Origin of the sequence: Blautia sp. HCP3S3_D9 (assembly GCF_052063845.1) — a bacterium.
Taxonomy (GTDB): Bacteria; Bacillota; Clostridia; order Lachnospirales; family Lachnospiraceae; genus Blautia_A.
Window position 1 is genome coordinate 1 of sequence record NZ_JBQHWS010000035.1, and the last position, 17,307, is coordinate 17,307.

The 17,307-nt window shown below is 42.5% G+C and carries 15 protein-coding genes and 1 pseudogene; 14 read left to right on the forward strand and 2 right to left on the reverse strand.

Translation table 11 applies throughout. The features are described from left to right. The 8 genes and pseudogenes from ACTNES_RS08810 to ACTNES_RS08845 form a co-directional block, all read left to right on the forward strand. A pseudogene (locus tag ACTNES_RS08810) lies at window positions 1-249 on the forward strand (30S ribosomal protein S4); the annotation flags it as partial. Window positions 250-394: 145 nt separating this feature from the next. Then, window positions 395-1,354 carry a DNA-directed RNA polymerase subunit alpha gene (locus tag ACTNES_RS08815; protein ID WP_291809774.1) on the forward strand — a complete coding sequence of 320 codons (960 nt, stop codon included), beginning with the start codon at window positions 395-397 and terminating at the stop codon, window positions 1,352-1,354. A 138-nt stretch (window positions 1,355-1,492) separates the two neighbouring features. Continuing rightward, window positions 1,493-2,029 (forward strand): bL17 family ribosomal protein, encoded by a 537-nt coding sequence (locus ACTNES_RS08820; RefSeq protein ID WP_008707287.1) that lies wholly within the window; start codon window positions 1,493-1,495, stop codon window positions 2,027-2,029. 201 nt (window positions 2,030-2,230) lie between these two features. After that, complete coding sequence (locus tag ACTNES_RS08825) at window positions 2,231-3,118, forward strand: phosphatidylinositol-specific phospholipase C/glycerophosphodiester phosphodiesterase family protein (RefSeq protein ID WP_291809769.1); 888 nt, start codon at window positions 2,231-2,233, stop codon at window positions 3,116-3,118. A 113-nt stretch (window positions 3,119-3,231) separates the two neighbouring features. Beyond that, window positions 3,232-4,569 (forward strand): MurT ligase domain-containing protein, encoded by a 1,338-nt coding sequence (locus ACTNES_RS08830; protein WP_291809766.1) that lies wholly within the window; start codon window positions 3,232-3,234, stop codon window positions 4,567-4,569. Further along, window positions 4,566-5,288, forward strand: a complete 723-nt coding sequence (locus tag ACTNES_RS08835) for a type 1 glutamine amidotransferase (RefSeq protein WP_291809763.1) — start codon at window positions 4,566-4,568, stop codon at window positions 5,286-5,288. The genes ACTNES_RS08830 and ACTNES_RS08835 overlap by 4 nt, the downstream gene beginning before the upstream one ends. Window positions 5,289-5,290: 2 nt before the next feature. After that, window positions 5,291-5,890, forward strand: a complete 600-nt coding sequence (locus tag ACTNES_RS08840; protein WP_291809760.1) for a WYL domain-containing protein — start codon at window positions 5,291-5,293, stop codon at window positions 5,888-5,890. A gap of 32 nt (window positions 5,891-5,922) precedes the next feature. Then, complete coding sequence (locus tag ACTNES_RS08845; protein ID WP_441039135.1) at window positions 5,923-7,422, forward strand: substrate-binding domain-containing protein; 1,500 nt, start codon at window positions 5,923-5,925, stop codon at window positions 7,420-7,422. Between the two features lie 115 nt (window positions 7,423-7,537). On the opposite strand, the gene ACTNES_RS08850 is transcribed toward ACTNES_RS08845, so the two are convergent. Continuing rightward, window positions 7,538-8,110: a xanthine phosphoribosyltransferase gene (locus tag ACTNES_RS08850; RefSeq protein WP_216458956.1), complete on the reverse strand. Its 573-nt coding sequence runs from the start codon at window positions 8,108-8,110 to the stop codon at window positions 7,538-7,540. Between the two features lie 232 nt (window positions 8,111-8,342). Here ACTNES_RS08850 and ACTNES_RS08855 point away from each other — a divergent pair, with 232 nt between their 5' ends. From ACTNES_RS08855 to ACTNES_RS08865, 3 genes are all read left to right on the forward strand, one after another. Further along, complete coding sequence (locus ACTNES_RS08855; protein ID WP_216458955.1) at window positions 8,343-8,570, forward strand: hypothetical protein; 228 nt, start codon at window positions 8,343-8,345, stop codon at window positions 8,568-8,570. A gap of 143 nt (window positions 8,571-8,713) precedes the next feature. Then, entirely contained in the window at window positions 8,714-9,061 is a 348-nt protein-coding gene (locus ACTNES_RS08860) for a metal-sensing transcriptional repressor (protein ID WP_216458954.1), read from the forward strand. A 124-nt stretch (window positions 9,062-9,185) separates the two neighbouring features. Continuing rightward, the gene (locus ACTNES_RS08865) at window positions 9,186-10,013 is read left to right on the forward strand and encodes an Mrp/NBP35 family ATP-binding protein (protein ID WP_216458953.1); all 828 of its coding nucleotides are present in this window, start codon (window positions 9,186-9,188) and stop codon (window positions 10,011-10,013) included. A gap of 138 nt (window positions 10,014-10,151) precedes the next feature. Here ACTNES_RS08865 and ACTNES_RS08870 read toward each other — a convergent pair whose 3' ends face one another. Next, window positions 10,152-11,030, reverse strand: coding sequence for a LysR family transcriptional regulator (locus tag ACTNES_RS08870; protein ID WP_291815427.1), 879 nt, complete (start codon window positions 11,028-11,030; stop codon window positions 10,152-10,154). A gap of 320 nt (window positions 11,031-11,350) precedes the next feature. Here ACTNES_RS08870 and ACTNES_RS08875 point away from each other — a divergent pair, with 320 nt between their 5' ends. The 3 genes from ACTNES_RS08875 to ACTNES_RS08885 all read left to right on the forward strand — a co-directional run bounded on the left by ACTNES_RS08875 (window position 11,351) and on the right by ACTNES_RS08885 (window position 17,296). Continuing rightward, on the forward strand, window positions 11,351-15,115 hold the full coding sequence (locus ACTNES_RS08875; protein WP_441039136.1) for a phosphoribosylformylglycinamidine synthase: 3,765 nt from the start codon (window positions 11,351-11,353) through the stop codon (window positions 15,113-15,115). A gap of 497 nt (window positions 15,116-15,612) precedes the next feature. After that, on the forward strand, window positions 15,613-16,647 hold the full coding sequence (locus ACTNES_RS08880; protein ID WP_291805840.1) for a methionine ABC transporter ATP-binding protein: 1,035 nt from the start codon (window positions 15,613-15,615) through the stop codon (window positions 16,645-16,647). After that, window positions 16,637-17,296, forward strand: a complete 660-nt coding sequence (locus tag ACTNES_RS08885; RefSeq protein ID WP_291805837.1) for a methionine ABC transporter permease — start codon at window positions 16,637-16,639, stop codon at window positions 17,294-17,296. The genes ACTNES_RS08880 and ACTNES_RS08885 overlap by 11 nt, the downstream gene beginning before the upstream one ends. Window positions 17,297-17,307 lie beyond the last annotated feature (11 nt).

The following is a 17,307-nucleotide window of genomic DNA, read 5'->3' on the forward strand; positions in this document are numbered from 1 at the left end:
GTAAACGGAAAATGTGTAAACATTCCTTCCTACCTTGTAAAAGCTGGTGATCAGATCGAGATCAGAGAAAAATCTAAAGGTTCTGAAAGATACAAAGGTATCCTTGAAGTAACTGGCGGACGTCTTGTTCCGGAATGGATCGACGTAGATCAGGAGAACTTAAAAGGAACTGTAAAAGAACTTCCTAACAGAGAAGCAATCGACGTTCCAGTAAACGAGATGCTTATCGTCGAGTTGTACTCCAAATAATCCATAGGATTATAATATAGGAGATTACTTAGTAATATTTCTATTATTTATACGATTCAGTGGTTGATTATTATCTTCCGCTGAATTGTAGTATTTGAATGAATACCCTCAAACTTTTATTAACCCAGAAGGAGGGAACCCTATAGTGTTTGATTTTAATAAACCTAAAATCGAGATTACCGAATTATCTGAAGATAAAAAATTTGGCAGATTCGTAGTTGAGCCTCTGGAAAGAGGATATGGAACTACACTTGGAAATTCTTTAAGAAGAATTATGCTGTCTTCCCTGCCGGGTGCAGCTGTAAGCCAGGTTAAAATTGATGGTGTGCTTCACGAATTCAGCTCCATTCCGGGCGTAAAAGAAGACGTAAGCGATATTATCATGAATCTGAAGAGCCTTGCTATTAAGAACCACAGCACAGACAACGAGCCAAAGACTGCATACATCGAGTGTGAAGGCAAAGGTGTTGTAACTGCTGCAGACATCCAGACTGATCAGGATATCGAGATCATGAATCCGGATCAGGTAATTGCTACCTTAAACGGCGGCAAGGACTGCAGACTTGCTATGGAACTTACTATCACAAAAGGCCGTGGTTATATCAGCGCTGACAAAGGTAAATCTGATGATATGCCTATCGGTGTACTTGCAGTTGATGCGATCTACACACCGGTGGACAGAGTTAACATGATCGTAGAGAATACTCGTGTTGGCCAGGTAACCGATTACGATAAGCTGACACTGGATGTGTACACAAACGGTACACTTGATCCGGATGAGGCAGTAAGCCTTGCAGCAAAAGTATTAAGCGAGCACTTAAGCCTTTTCATTGACCTTTCCGAGAATGCAAAGACCGCTGAGGTTATGATCGAGAAAGAAGACAATGAGAAAGAAAAAGTTCTGGAAATGAGCATTGATGAACTTGAGTTATCTGTTCGTTCCTATAACTGCTTGAAGAGAGCCGGCATTAATACGGTTGAAGAATTATGTAACAAGACTTCTGATGATATGATGAAGGTTCGTAACCTTGGACGTAAATCATTAGAAGAAGTTCTTGCGAAACTGAAAGAGCTGGGCTTACAGCTTCAGCCTGCAGAAGAGTAAGAATTGATCAGGTTATTGGTTCTCTAAGGGAACAATAACCAGTTAGCAAAGAGATATTATACGGTGGGGATGCCTAAGCAGTCGGACAGTAAGACCGAACAAGCGTGCCCGGCTGTCCCACAGATGGAGGAAAATTAAATGGCAAAATATAGAAAATTAAGCAGAACTTCTGACCAGAGAAAAGCATTACTGAGAAGCCAGGTAACAAGCCTTTTATATCATGGAAAAATTGTTACTACAGAAGCTAAAGCAAAAGAAATCCGTAAAATCGCTGAAGGCCTTGTAGCTATGGCTGTTCGTGAAAAAGATAACTTCGAAACTGTTACTGTAACTGCTAAAGTTGCCCGTAAAGACGCTGAAGGCAAGAGAGTAAAAGAAGTTGTTGACGGAAAGAAGAAAACTGTATACGATGAAGTACAGAAAGAGATCAAGAAAGATGCTCCTTCCAGACTTCACGCTCGTCGTCAGATGATGAAAGTTTTCTACCCGGTTAAAGAAGTACCGGCAAAAGGCGCTGGTAGAAAGAAAAACACAAAAGACGTAGATATGGTTGCTAAGATGTTCGATGAGATCGCTCCAAAATACGCTGACCGTAACGGTGGTTACACAAGAATCGTTAAGATCGGACCGCGTAAAGGCGATGCTGCAATGGAAGTTCTGATCGAGTTAGTATAATTCTACCGAATTTTCGATTTTATATTTGTCCAAACGATAATGAGACTGCATATATATGGTTTCTGCCATGTATATGCAGCTTTTTTTTACCTTTTATTGCCCTTGATTATTTACGTAAGATAGCGTAAAATCGTAGAGTATACAAATAACTCAAATACGAAAGAAAAGAGGAATACAAATGACTGCCGGGAGAATAATAAATTGAGCCGGAATACTGGAGGGAAAAAATCTGGATTTGGCTATTCTATAAGAATGTTTCTGCTATTGGCAGAACTTCTGGCTGCTGCACTTTTCCTGTGGGGAAATGATGTCTATTCCTTATCTGCCACCACTCCTGAATTTAAGTGGGAGAACTATAAAACAATCGCGCATGCACTGGGTGGAATCGGTGATAAAACATATTTGAATTCAAAAGAGAGCTTCCTGTCAAGTTATCAGATGGGATGCAGGCTGTTTGAAGTTGACCTGACAAGAACATCAGATGGTGTGTGGGTGTGCCGGCACAGCTGGAATCAGTCACTGGGACAATGGGAGGGGGATGAGAAGAATGTTCTTTCCTCGCAGGAATTTTTGTGTAGACCGATTTATGGAAAATATACTCCCATGACATTCGAGGATCTGCTTGTGCTGTTGAGTGACTATCCGGATGCATTTGTCATGCTGGATTCCAAGCAGTATTCCGTCCGAAATTACCAGAAAACACTTGAGGATTATGCAGATTATATGGAACTGGCACAGGATGCAGGTGTTCCTGAGGTAATGGGACAGATCATACCGGAGATTTACAATCAGGCTATGTTCGCAGGGACAGCATTGCTGTACAATTTTCCTGGCTACATTTATTCATTATGGCAGGAATATTCCACAGATGACCTGACTGAGATCGCTGCATTCTGTAAGGAGAAGAATATTCAGGCGGCTACAGTCTATTATAAATACTGGTCAGAGGATGTGCAGAAGATTTTTGACAAACAGGGAATCAGATTATATATTTATACTGTAAATGATCTGAAGGAATCACAGGACTATATGCAGGAAGGTGCTGCGGGTGTGTGTTCGGATTATTTGCGGGATACAGATTTTGAGTAGTACTATTGTATATTATGATTTGTAATGATTCAGATTCATAATAAAAGAGTAATTATGATTTTTACAAAATAATAATAGCAATGATCATATCATAAAAGGAAATATAATACACAATGAAAATAAGAGTAATGATTGCTGTCTGGGCAGCAAAATTTGTAGGATACGTATGTAAGAAAATGGGAAGGCAGGGAGTAACCTGGGCGGGAAAAGTAGCAATTAAGATCTGTCCGGATATCCTGGAACAGCTTTCTTCGCAGGTGCGAAAAGCCATTTTTGCAACCTGCGGAACGAATGGAAAAACGACTACCAACAACATGCTTTGTGCAGCATTGGAAGCTGAGGGACAGAAAGTAATCTGCAATCATACAGGTTCCAATATGCTGAACGGTGTTGTGGCAGCCTTTGTACTTGCTGCAAAATGGAATGGTAAGATTAATGCGGACTATGCATGTATTGAGGCTGATGAGGCATCTACCAGACATATTTTCCCAAGGATCAAACCGGATTATATGCTGCTGACCAATCTTTTCCGTGATCAGCTTGACCGCTATGGGGAGATTGACATTACCATGAACATTCTGGAGGAAATGATGCGCAAGGTACCTAAGATGCAGATCATTGTAAACGGTGATGATGCACTGTCTGCATATCTTGCCATGGATTCCGGTAATCTATATGTAACTTATGGAATCAGTAAACCGGTGATCAAATCAGCGGCAAATGAGATCCGTGAAGGACGTTTCTGCAAATGCTGTGGTGAGAAACTGGAATATCGTTTCTATCATTACAGCCAGCTGGGAGATTATTATTGTACGAAATGCAGATTTGCAAGACCGAATCTGAATTTCGATGCAGAGAATGTAAAGGTGGGAGACCAGCTTAGTTTTAATGTGGAAGGAAAACATATTGTAGCCAATTATAAGGGATTTTATAATGTATATAATATCCTGGCTGCTTATGCAGGTGTCCGTACAGCAGGCTTTGCGGCTGATCATTTCGAAGATATGCTTCGTAAGTTCAATCCGGAAAATGGCCGTATGGAGCAGTTCCGTATTAAAGGTACAGGAGTAACGCTGAACCTTGCCAAGAATCCGGCTGGATTTAACCAGAACATTTCAGCTGTTATGCAGGATCAGTCACCGAAGGATATTATTATTGCGATCAATGATAATGCACAGGACGGAACTGATATTTCATGGCTTTGGGATGTTGACTTTGACCTCCTTGGAAATGATACCGTGAAGTCTATCACAGTAAGCGGGATCCGCTGCCAGGATATGCGTCTGCGTCTGAAATACGTGGATATCCCGTCAATCCTTGAGGGAGATGTGGAGAAAGCAATCCGTGACAGAGTAGAAGATGGAGTGGGAAATCTGTATGTGCTGGTAAACTATACAGCCTTATTCAGCACCAGAAACATTCTGAAGAAACTGGAGGGCGAGAAATCATGAAAATCACAATAGGACATTTATATCCGGATCTTCTGAATCTTTACGGTGACAGAGGGAATATCCAGTGTCTGATGAAAAGATGTCAGTGGCGCGGGATCGAGGCAGAGACCATTCCTTTTGAACTGGATGACAAGATAGATTTTTCCAAACTGGATATCGTACTTCTGGGCGGCGGTTCAGACAGAGAGCAGATGATCGTATGCGAGAAGCTTCAGGAGATCCAGCCGGATTTCAAGGCTTATGTGGAGGATAACGGCGTTGTTATCGCAATCTGCGGCGGATATCAGCTGCTTGGAAAGTACTATAAAACAGACCAGGGAAATATGAAAGGCCTGGATCTGGTAGACCTGTATACAGAACAGGGGGAGGGTCGTCTGATCGAGAATATCGTATTGAAAAGTGACCTGTTTGACATGCCGATCGTAGGATTTGAGAACCATGGCGGCAGAACCTGTATTAATAACAATAAACCGCTTGGAAAGGTCCTGTATGGAAAAGGAAACGACGGTGAGTCGGGATATGAAGGGGTAGTATATAAGAACGTGATCGGAACTTACCTGCACGGACCATTACTCCCGAAGAATCCGCAGCTTGCAGACTGGCTCATTAAACATGCGCTGGAAAAGAAATATGGAAAAGAAATAGAACTTACACCACTAGATGACAGTCAGGAAAAAGAAGCGAATGACTATATATACCACAGATTTGTAAGAGGATAATTATGGCGAAATCATGTAATCAAAAAGGAAAAATCCTGTATCTGGAAAGAATGCTTTCTGAGACAACCAGTGAGAATCCGGTTTCCATGCAGGAAATTTTGGCAAAGTTAGAGGAACAGGGAATCCGTGCAGAGCGAAAGAGTATCTATGATGATATGGAGACCTTACGTGATTTTGGAATGGAAATTCATTACAGAAGAGGTCGCGCAGGCGGATATTATGCAGAAAAAAAAGAACTCACACCAGAAGTGCCTGTAGAGCAGACGGTGACAGAAAACAAAGCAGAAAATCAGAGTACAGTAGTGCGTGTAACTGCTCCGGTGCCGGATAAAAACGGTGAGAACAGAAAAGAAATCAAGCTTCTCTGCCAGAATTCGGCAAAGAAGAAGATACAGCGTGCTTTTGGAACGGAGGTTTCATGCAAGGTAAAGAGTGAAGATACCTTTACTGTAACCGTGGAGACTGTAGTTGATAAAGCGTTTTTCGGATGGCTGGCTTCCATGGGAAGAAATGTACATATCCTGAAACCTAAGAAAGCAGCGGTCGCTTACCGTGACTATCTCAAGAACATTGCGAAGGATTATAAAGGAATCGATAAATAAAGGCAGCAAATAAAGAGAGAAAGGATCAATTTATGAAAAGAAGAGCAACAGCTATTCTGCTTGGAATAATGGTATCCTCCATGTTCCTGTCCGCATGTGAAAAGAATGATGCAAAAGAGGCAGCAAATGAAAGTGCCCAGGTAGAAGAAGAAGGTGTCGGTGAGGTTACAGAGGAAGGCGAGAAAGTAGAAGCAGAAAACAAGACCTCTGACACTGATAGCACCGGCAAATCCGGGGACAGTGAAGAGACCAAAGACGAAAATACAGATGCAGATAAAGAATCCGGAAATGATGCAGAGAAGGATACAGATAAAGATACAGATAAAGATGGGGAGGATTCTGATTCTACAGAGGACGAAATGACAGAAGCTCCGGCCGGAAAGATCGGTGTACTCCTTTCTGAGGATGATGACAATGCAAAGATTGACAGTGAAGCAATGACTTCTCAGATCGCAGATGGAGGCTATAAGGCAGATGTCAAAAATGCAGACGGAGATTCTGCACTTCAGATTTCCCAGATTCAGGAATTTATTGATGAGCAGGTTTCTGCATTAGTAATTGAACCAGTAGATCCATATGGCCTGACAGACATCCTGAAAACTGCAAAAGAACAGGGGATACCGGTTATTTCCTATGATACGCTGATCCGTGACACTGCAGATATTAATTATTTTGCATCTTATGATACCAGAGCAATCGGAAATGAGATTGCAAAAGAGATTGTCAAGAAAATGGATTTGGATAAAGCCAGAGAAGATAAGAAGTCTTATACCATTGAATTTCTTATGGGCTCTCCGGATGATAACAGTGCTCTGTTTTTGTGTAATGGAATTCTGGAGGTGATGCAGGAATACCTGGATGATGGAACTCTCGTATGCAGATCAGGCAATACAGCATTTGATGATAACGGAATTATGAGATGGAGTGAGGCATCTGCAGAGACAAAGCTGAAATCCATTATTGATGAGTTTTACGCACAGGAGAAAACACCGGACATTATCTGTACAGCATATGATGGATTTGCTTATGCGGCAGAGAATGTGGTAAGTGAAAACAACTTAGAGCCTGGCAGTGAAGAATGGCCGATGATCACCGGATATGGAAGTGACACACAGGCTGTGAAAGATATTGCGGCAGGTAAGATGGCATTTACCATGTTTATGGACCGTAAAGAACTTGCAAAAGGCGGCGCACAGATGGCGATTGACTACCTGACAGGTGAGAAAGTGGATGTAAAAGATTATTCACAGTATGATAATGGTGTGAAGATTGTAGGTACATTTACCTGTGGAGGAGAAGTGATCGATAAGGATAATTACCAGATTCTGGTAGATAATGGAACTTATACAGAAGATGAGATCGCACCGGATCCGACCCCGACACCGGAAGTGACCCCAACACCAGAGGCGACTCCGACACCGGAAGCGACCCCAACGCCGGAGGAGAGTGCAACACCAGAAGCAACTCCGACACCGGAAGCAAGTTCAACGCCGACAGCGACTCCAACATCAAAGTCAGGCACTAAAGCATAACAACAAAATTAAAAAGACAGAAAAGATAAGCGAAAACCTATCTTTTCTGTCTTTTTTGTACAGAAGCAGCAGAACCGAACAGCTGCTTCTGTAATTTTTTATAACAGGAGAGAAATTATTCTCTGAAAGTTAAGGAATCATCAGTCATAGAATCAACGATCGCAAGAGATTCCAGACGGATTCCCATATCACGGATGATCTGGCCGCCCTGCTGGAAGCCTTTCTCAATAACAATGCCAGCACCCTCAAGGGTAGCACCGGATTCTTTAACGATATCGATCAGACCAAGAAGTGCACATCCGTTAGCAAGGAAATCATCGATCAGAAGTACATGATCTTCCGGACCAAGGAATTTCTTGGAAAGGATTACATCATAGACTTTCTTATGAGTGAAAGATTCTACTTTAGTGGAGTACATTTCGCCGTCCAGATTTACGCTCTGTGTTTTCTTGGCGAAAATTACAGGAACATCGAAATACTGGGCTGCAATACAGGCGATACCGATACCGGAAGCTTCGATTGTAAGAATTTTGGTAATAGGACAGTCAGAGAAGCGGCGTTTAAATTCTTTACCGATTTCATTGATGAGAGTGATATCCATCTGATGATTTAAGAAACTGTCTACTTTTAAAATATTCCCCGGTTTTACAATTCCATCCTTAAGAATTCGGTCTTTTAAAAGTTTCATAGATTTCTCTCCTTTATATATGTAATTTTGTGGGTGATACTGCACAGGGTTCTGTTATCAGTACCATTAACGATTTTGGTAATTATATTAATGATACGCTATAAATTGCTTTCATGCAATTTGTTTTGACAAAAAATATAAAAATAATTATAATTATTCCAGACTGGTTTTTTAGAAAATGAATAGAATCTGTGCAATTTGACGAATAAGCTGAGAAGGAAAGTGGAAAACAATGAAAGAATATGAACTGATCTGGGAAATTTTTAATAAATGTCCGCGCAATCAGATGCGGGATGTCTTTGTGGAAGAGCTGGAGCTGGATGATCCGGAGGAGTATATTAAGAATAAATTTAAAGGAAAAGAGGTTTCCTACGAGAAAACAGTGCTGGAGGATGGAACGATCATTTTTGATATTACGACTTCGCAAATAAAACAGAGATGTTCCTTTACAGAAATTTGATAAATGTGGTATAATATTATTTACGCTGTAAGGAACTGTTTGATCGAAAATGATAGTCAGTGAGGCAGATTATGCAGCACGACAGACAGAGAAATTTACGTGATCTGCAGATATACATGTTCAGAGGCAGAAAGGAGAATGTTATGAGCGAAGAACAAAAGACGCATGTACATGTGCTGGAGGATGGAACTGTAGTTGAACATTCTCATGGGGAGCATGTACATCATCACAGCCATGCGCATACTAAGGCAGTATTGAACCGTCTCTCAAGGGCAATCGGTCATATGGAATCAATCAAACGTATGATAGAGGATGGAAGAGACTGCAGTGAAGTTCTGATACAGCTTTCTGCAGTGAAATCAGCTATTAATAATACAGGTAAGATTATCCTGCAGGACCATATCGAACACTGTATTGTAGATGCGGTGGAGCACGGTGACAAAGACGCGATCAAGGAACTTGAGATTGCGATTGACAGATTTATGAAATAATAAATTGTAACAAACTGCTATGATCTGTGATTGGCTGCTTTTTCAGATATTTCTGAAAAAAGGTAACCACGATGAGAAGTAAAATACGTACGATGAGTGCGTAAAGATAAAGGAGAATATAACTATGGCAAAAGAATGCAGCAACACATCATGTGACAAATCAAGCTGTGAAGGCTGTTCAAGCAAGAAGCCACAGAGCTTACTGGCAGAAATGAACGCCCACTCAAATGTAAAACATGTGATCGGAGTTGTCAGCGGAAAAGGCGGCGTTGGTAAATCCTTCGTAACTGGTTCCCTGGCAAATATGATGGCAGCACAGGGATACAAAGTAGGTATTCTGGATGCAGATATCACAGGACCATCCATTCCGAAAATGTATGGATTAAAAGGTGCAGCAATGGCAAACGATGAAGGCATTTATCCGATGATCACCAAAAACGGAATTAAAGTAATGTCCATCAACCTTCTGCTTCCAACAGAGGATACTCCGGTAATCTGGAGAGGACCGGTTCTTGCCAATATGGTAAAACAGTTCTGGACAGATGTTATCTGGGGTGATGTAGACTATCTCTTTGTAGATATGCCTCCGGGAACCGGTGATGTTCCGCTGACAGTATTCCAGTCTCTGCCAATCGAGGGAATCGTAATTGTAACATCCCCTCAGGATCTGGTTAAGATGATCGTAAAGAAAGCCTTTAACATGGCAGAAATGATGAAGATCCCGGTACTTGGTATCGTAGAGAACTACAGCTATGTGAAATGTCCAGACTGCGGCAAACCGATCAAGGTATTTGGTGAGAGCCATATCGACGAGATCGCAGCAGAGCTGAAGGTTCCGGTACTTGGAAAGATGCCGATCGACATGGATTATGCGACAAAAGCAGACGGTGGTTTCTTTGCAGCGATCGATAATCAGTATATTACTGACGCATTAGCAGCAATGCCAAAATAAGGCAGAGAATTCTGACTCAAAGGTAGAATAGAAGAAATAATAAGAAGCGCTCATTCGGTGAGAAACAAGATTATACAAATCGTTGTTTTGACTCGAAATGAGCGCTTCTTTGATTTTTATGGTATATCTTTTGAAGAGCTATACAGAAACAAACATTTCAATAAAACGTTCTGCAGCCTGTGAAACTGTCAGATTGTCGTGCTGTGCGAGTACGAGCTGGCGTCCGGGCAGTGGCTCTTTTAATGTCAATGGAGTCAGCTGATCGTTTTCTTTCAGCGTATAGTCCGGGACACAGGCGATACCAAGCCCGATTCGAGCCAAATCCAGGAGCAGATCATTGCTGTTTAGTTCTACTTCCGGCAGCAGTTTGAGATTATGGGCAGTAAATGCTTCATGCAGATATTCACTGGTGGTACTTTTCTGAGAAAGCATCAGGATTGGATATTGCAGAAGTTCTTCAAGTTCCGTCTGGACCGTGTGTACAGGAAAATAATCTGTGTTGGCAACAAATACATCCTGAAATTCTTTTAACACACGGGTCTGAAAATGACTGCCCAGTCTGGAATTGGGATAGTTGCATACAATAAGATCTGCCTGTCCTTTCTCAAGAAGTTCCACACATCCGATAGATGTGCTGTTTGTTACCTTAATGCGGACATCAGGATAAGTTTGGTGAAATTTCTGCAGATAATCAATGAGAAAATAACGGCAGATCGTATCACTGGCTGCGATGCGCAGCTGACCTTTCAGCAGATTATCTCCGGAGAGAAGAGACTCTCCTTCATCCAGAAGCTGCAGTGCAGGTTTTACGTGCTGAAGCAGGAGTTCCCCTTCCGGAGTCAGCAGAACTTTTTTTGTGCTTCGGATAAAAAGAGGGTGGTTCAGTTTTCTTTCCAGAGTTTTGATCGACTGGCTGACCGCTGACTGGGAAATAAAGAGCTGGCGGGAGGCTTCGGAAAAACTCAGGGTAGTAGCTACATAATAAAAGACTTTATATAATTCAAGGTTAATGTCCATATAAAAAATCCTTTCATTACAATATCAAACATGCTTTATAGAAGGAGAAGCAGTAGTGTTATCTAGAGGAGTGAACAGTGATATATTAATAATATTAATAAAAAATATAAGATATATTAATTTTACTAATGATGTATCCTATGATACTATATAAAAAGCAAATATTCAAGCTGTGTCAGCAATTATCTGTTTATGGGCAAATGATGAAATGGATGATTTTGCCCGATTGACCGGGTAAATGCAGCGGGAATAGTTGTGGAAGTTGATGTACCGAAAACAGAAAAGTACGATACACAAGAAGAAAGGAGTTTCTATTTATTATGAGTAACGTAAGACGTGTCTATGTAGAAAAGAAACCGGCCTTCGCTGTACAGGCAAAGGAATTAAAACATGAGGTCAGCAGCTATCTGGGAATTAAATCCGTAACAGCAGTACGTGTGCTGATCCGCTATGATGTAGAGAATATTTCTGATGAAGTTTTTGATAAAGCATGCAAAACTGTTTTTGCAGAGCCACCTGTAGATGATTTATATCTGGAGAATTTTGAGGCAGCAGAAGGCTCTCATATCTTTTCCGTAGAGTTCCTGCCGGGACAGTTTGACCAGAGAGCAGATTCCGCTGTTCAGTGTGTACAGTTCCTGGATGAGAACGCACAGCCGATCATCCGTTCCGCGACAACATACGTGATCGAAGGAACCATTACAGATGAGGAATTTGATGCCATCAAACATCACTGCATTAACCCTGTAGATTCCCGTGAGACAGGACTTCAGAAACCGGAAACTTTGGTAACTGTATTCCCGGAGCCGGAAGATGTAAAGATTTTTGACGGATTCAAGGACATGCCGGAGGCAGAATTAAAGGCACTTTATGACTCCTTAAATCTGGCTATGACATTCAAAGACTTCCAGCATATCCAGCATTATTTTAACGGAGAAGAGAAACGTGATCCGTCCATGACAGAGATCCGTGTACTGGATACTTACTGGTCCGATCATTGTCGTCACACAACATTCTCCACAGAACTGACAGATGTAAAATTTGACGAAGGTGATTACAAAGCACCGATCGTAGATACTTATAACAAATATCTTGCGGACAGAGAAGAACTCTACAAAGGCCGCAAAGACAAATTTGTCTGCCTGATGGACCTTGCTCTTATGGCAATGAAGAAACTCAAAGCAGAAGGTAAACTTGCAGATCAGGAAGAGTCTGATGAGATCAATGCCTGCAGTATAGTAGTTCCTGTAGACGTAGACGGCAAGGAAGAGGAATGGCTGATCAATTTTAAGAATGAGACACACAATCATCCGACGGAGATCGAACCATTCGGTGGTGCAGCTACCTGCCTTGGCGGTGCAATCCGTGACCCGCTTTCAGGACGTACTTATGTATATCAGGCAATGCGTGTAACAGGTGCAGCAGATCCTACTGTTTCTGTAAAAGAAACTCTCAAGGGTAAACTTCCGCAGAAGAAACTGGTAAGAAGCGCAGCTCATGGCTACAGCTCCTATGGAAACCAGATCGGTCTTGCAACAGGTTATGTAAAAGAAGTTTACCATCCTAACTATGTAGCGAAACGTATGGAGATCGGTGCTGTTATGGGTGCTGCTCCCAGACGCGCAGTAATCCGTGAGAATTCTGATCCGGGAGATATCATTATCTTACTTGGAGGACGTACAGGACGTGACGGTATCGGTGGTGCTACCGGTTCTTCCAAGGTTCATACAGAAGCTTCTATCGAAGTGTGTGGTGCTGAGGTTCAGAAAGGTAATGCTCCTACTGAGCGTAAGATCCAGCGTATGTTCCGCCGTGAAGAAGTCAGCCATATTATCAAGAAATGTAATGACTTTGGTGCAGGCGGTGTTTCCGTTGCAATCGGTGAGCTGGCAGCAGGTCTTAGAGTAGACCTTGACAAGGTTCCGAAGAAATATGCAGGTCTTGACGGAACTGAGATTGCAATTTCCGAATCTCAGGAACGTATGGCTGTAGTAGTTGACCCGAAAGATGTAGATACTTTCCTTGGCTATGCAAATGAAGAAAACCTGGAGGCAATTCCTGTTGCAGTTGTAACAGAGGATCCTCGTCTGGTACTTGTATGGAGAGGAAAAGAAATCGTAAATATTTCCCGTGCATTCCTTGACACTAACGGTGCACATCAGGAGACAACTGTAGAAGTAGAAATTCCGAACAAAGAAGGCAACCTCTTTGAAGAACGCCCGGATGTAGCTGATGTAAAAGCTAAATGGATGGAAACTCTGGCAGACTTAAATGTATGCTCTCAGAAGGGACTTGTGGAAATGTTCGACGGTTCTATCGGAGCAGGCAGCGTATTTATGCCATACGGCGGTAAATATCAGCTTACAGAGACTCAGTCTATGGTTGCCAAGGTTCCGGTACAGAATGGTAAAACAGATACTGTAACCATGATGAGCTATGGCTTTGACCCATATTTATCCTCCTGGAGCCCATACCACGGAGCTGCTTATGCAGTGACAGAGTCTGTTGCCAGAATCGTGGCTACAGGTGGTGACTATAAGAAGATCCGTTTCACATTCCAGGAATATTTCCGCCGTATGACAGAAGATCCTAAGAGATGGAGCCAGCCTTTCGCAGCACTTCTCGGTGCTTATGCAGCACAGATGGGATTCGGACTTCCATCCATCGGTGGTAAGGACAGTATGTCCGGTACATTCAATGATATTGATGTACCTCCGACACTGGTATCTTTCGCTGTTGACGTTGCGAAGATCCAGGATGTGATCACACCGGAATTAAAGAAAGCAGGAAACAAACTGGTATGGCTTCGTGCACCGAAGGATCAGTATGATCTGCCGGATTATGCAGGAATCATGGATCAGTATGAGAAACTTCATAAAGATATGCAGGATGGCAAGGTTGTTTCTGCTTATGCACTTGACCGTCATGGTATTGCAGCAGCTGTTGCGAAGATGGCATTTGGTAATGGCATGGGAGTGAAGATAGAGCATAATCTTGATCCTAGAGATTTCTTTGCACCTGGATTTGGCGATATCATTCTGGAAGTTCCGGATGGTAAGGTTGGTGAGCTTTCCATCACTTATACAGTGATCGGTGAAGTAACTGCTGACGGTAACTTCTCCTATGGAAATACAGTGATCACTGTAGACGAAGCTGAAAATGTATGGAAAGGTACTCTGGAAAAAGTATTTAAGACAGTTTCTTCTGAGAATGATAAAGAGGCGGCTGACAGAGATGAGAAGCTTTATCGTGCAGACAGCATTTATGTATGCAAGAATAAAGTTGCGAAACCTCGTGTATTTATTCCGGTATTCCCTGGAACAAACTGCGAGTATGACAGTACACGTGCGTTTGAACGCGCAGGTGCGGAAGTGGATGTAAAAGTATTCAAGAACCTGACAGCAGAGGATATCCATGACTCTGTAGAGCTTTTTGAGAAAGCAATCGATCAGGCACAGATCATTATGTTCCCGGGCGGATTCTCCGCAGGTGATGAACCGGATGGTTCTGCGAAATTCTTTGCAACTGCGTTCCAGAATGCGAAGATCAAAGAAGCGGTTATGAAACTGATCAATGAGCGTGACGGTCTTGCACTTGGTATCTGCAATGGTTTCCAGGCGCTGATCAAACTTGGTCTTGTACCGTATGGCGAAATCTGCGGACAGAAGGCAGATTCTCCGACACTGACATTCAATACCATTGGACGTCATATTTCCAAGATGGTTTATACAAAAGTTGTAAGTAATAAATCTCCATGGCTGCAGAAAGCACAGCTTGGTGGTGTTTACTGTAACCCGGCATCTCATGGTGAAGGCCGTTTTGTCGCAAATGATGAATGGCTTGCAAAACTGTTTGCAAATGGACAGGTTGCAACACAGTATGTTACACCGGATGGACAGCTTAGTGTCGATGAGGAGTGGAATGTCAATGGTTCTTATATGAACATTGAGGGCATTACCAGTCCGGATGGACGTATCCTTGGTAAGATGGCTCACAGCGAACGTCGTGGAGACGGAGTTGCTATTAATATCTATGGAGAACAAGATATCAAGATATTTGAATCTGGTGTGGAATATTTTAAGTAAAATAAGGGAAAACTTTCCGGACGGAAGGTTCCCAGAGAAAGATTCCCAGATGAAGGACGGAAAGCGCCGTCCCTCCTCTGGACTCCACCCTTGCGCTTCTTTAAAAACAGCGCTTGGATTGTGGTGGAGGGGAGTTTACTAACTTGGCTGATTTGCTAGGCTGGGTAGGGATGACGTGAGTGAGAGTATTGTGGAGGGGCGGCTGCTTTGGCAGCGCCCCTTTTTTGCAGTTAATTGGATAGAGAAAGAAGGTTTTTAAGCAAACTGCGGAGCTGTTATTTAGTTATGAGTAAATAGTGAATCGGATGATTATATCCGCTTCACAAAGAAATTTGGGAGATGATGAGATATAAAATTTATCGCGGTAAAGTGATGAAAAATATAGTTTTATACTATAACTGGCGCTAGGTTTTATGAATTGGCGTAATCTGTGATTGCGTGGTATAGTATGTTCATGCTCAACGGAGCAGGGAAAGAGAAAGAGGTAGATAAGAGATATGTCAGGGATTGTTATTGAGAATGTCCGGAAGTCTTTTGACACGAAAGATGGCGTGGTTGAGGCTTTGCGGGATGTGAACCTGTCTATTGATTCTGGTGATATATATGGAATTATCGGTATGTCAGGAGCCGGAAAGAGTACATTAGTACGATGTATGAATTTCCTGGAGGTTCCGACGGAAGGACGGGTTTTGATAGATGGGAAATCTCTTGGAGATTTTTCAGAGAAAGAGTTAAGGAAACAGAGAGAAGAGATTGGAATGATTTTCCAGCATTTCAATCTTCTGATGCAGAAGTCGGTGATCGACAATGTCTGTTTCCCACTTTATATTAAAGGAAAGAAGAAAGCAGAGGCTAGAAAGAGAGCGGCAGAACTGCTGGAGATCGTTGGTCTGGGGGACAGACAGAATGCTTATCCTGCACAGCTTTCCGGTGGTCAGAAGCAGAGGGTTGCAATCGCGAGAGCACTTGCATCAGATCCAAAGATTCTTCTTTGTGATGAGGCGACAAGTGCACTGGATCCGCAGACGACTTCTTCTATTCTGGAATTGCTGAAAGAGATCAATAAGCAGTTTGGAATTACCATTGTGATCATTACTCATCAGATGTCAGTTGTGCGTGAGATCTGTACGCATGTGGCGATCATGTATGAGGGTGAAGTGGTTGAGAAAGGACTGGTTGCAGATATTTTTGCAAATCCTCAGTCAGAGGTAGCAAAGGAGCTGATCCGTAAAGATACTGGTTCAGATATTGATGCAGATACAGATAAGGCACAGGCAGAGATTAAGAGTGGTGAGAAGATACGAATCGTATTTTCCGAGAATTCCGCTTTTGAGCCGGTCATTGCGAATCTGATCCTTACATTTAAGGAACCGGTCAATATTCTGAAAGCGGACACCAAGAATGTCGGCGGTGTTGCGAAGGGTGAGATGATCCTGGAATTTATGAAAGGCAGCACTAATACAGAGCAGATGAAGAAATATCTGACAGACAGAGGACTTAACATCGGGGAGGTGACAGAATATGTGGGATAGCGATACAATAATGATGATCGTACAGGGTGTTGGAGAAACACTTTACATGACACTTCTTTCCACGATTCTGGGATACCTGTTCGGACTTCCAATGGGAGTACTGCTGGCAGTGACCGATAAAGAAGGTCTGAAACCGAATGCAGTCCTGTACAAGGTATTGGACGCAGTTGCCAATATTGTAAGAAGTATTCCGTTCCTGATCCTGCTGATTTTGTTAATTCCATTTACAAGAGCAGTAGTCGGAAAGAGTTACGGATCTACAGCAACCGTAGTGCCGCTGGTTGTGGCAGCGATTCCTTTTATCGCACGAATGGTAGAATCTTCTATTAAAGAAGTAGATGCAGGTGTGATCGAGGCGGCCAGAGCCATGGGCGCAAGCAATATGAGAATTATCGTGAAAGTGCTTCTGGTAGAAGCCAGAACATCACTGATCACGGGCGCCACCATTGCAATCGGAACTATTCTTGGTTATTCAGCGATGTCCGGTGCAGTCGGAGGAGGCGGACTTGGTGATATTGCCATCCGTTATGGATATTACAGATATCAGTCAGATATCATGATCGTAACAGTAATCCTGCTGGTAATCCTGGTGCAGATTTTCCAGTCAGTGGGAATGCTGATCGCGAATAAGATTGACAGAAGAAAATAATTATGGTTATG

Excerpts from the sequence above, each read along its gene's own strand:
- ACTNES_RS08830 (WP_291809766.1), top strand. The coding sequence starts at position 3,232 with ATGAAAATAAGAGTAATGATTGCTGTCTGGGCAGCAAAATTTGTAGGA.
- ACTNES_RS08835 (WP_291809763.1), top strand. The coding sequence starts at position 4,566 with ATGAAAATCACAATAGGACATTTATATCCGGATCTTCTGAATCTTTAC.
- ACTNES_RS08860 (WP_216458954.1), top strand. The coding sequence starts at position 8,714 with ATGAGCGAAGAACAAAAGACGCATGTACATGTGCTGGAGGATGGAACT.
- ACTNES_RS08870 (WP_291815427.1), bottom strand. The coding sequence starts at position 11,030 with ATGGACATTAACCTTGAATTATATAAAGTCTTTTATTATGTAGCTACT.
- ACTNES_RS08820 (WP_008707287.1), top strand. The coding sequence starts at position 1,493 with ATGGCAAAATATAGAAAATTAAGCAGAACTTCTGACCAGAGAAAAGCA.
- ACTNES_RS08885 (WP_291805837.1), top strand. The coding sequence starts at position 16,637 with ATGTGGGATAGCGATACAATAATGATGATCGTACAGGGTGTTGGAGAA.
- ACTNES_RS08865 (WP_216458953.1), top strand. The coding sequence starts at position 9,186 with ATGGCAAAAGAATGCAGCAACACATCATGTGACAAATCAAGCTGTGAA.
- ACTNES_RS08840 (WP_291809760.1), top strand. The coding sequence starts at position 5,291 with ATGGCGAAATCATGTAATCAAAAAGGAAAAATCCTGTATCTGGAAAGA.
- ACTNES_RS08880 (WP_291805840.1), top strand. The coding sequence starts at position 15,613 with ATGTCAGGGATTGTTATTGAGAATGTCCGGAAGTCTTTTGACACGAAA.
- ACTNES_RS08855 (WP_216458955.1), top strand. The coding sequence starts at position 8,343 with ATGAAAGAATATGAACTGATCTGGGAAATTTTTAATAAATGTCCGCGC.
- ACTNES_RS08845 (WP_441039135.1), top strand. The coding sequence starts at position 5,923 with ATGAAAAGAAGAGCAACAGCTATTCTGCTTGGAATAATGGTATCCTCC.
- ACTNES_RS08850 (WP_216458956.1), bottom strand. The coding sequence starts at position 8,110 with ATGAAACTTTTAAAAGACCGAATTCTTAAGGATGGAATTGTAAAACCG.
- ACTNES_RS08875 (WP_441039136.1), top strand. The coding sequence starts at position 11,351 with ATGAGTAACGTAAGACGTGTCTATGTAGAAAAGAAACCGGCCTTCGCT.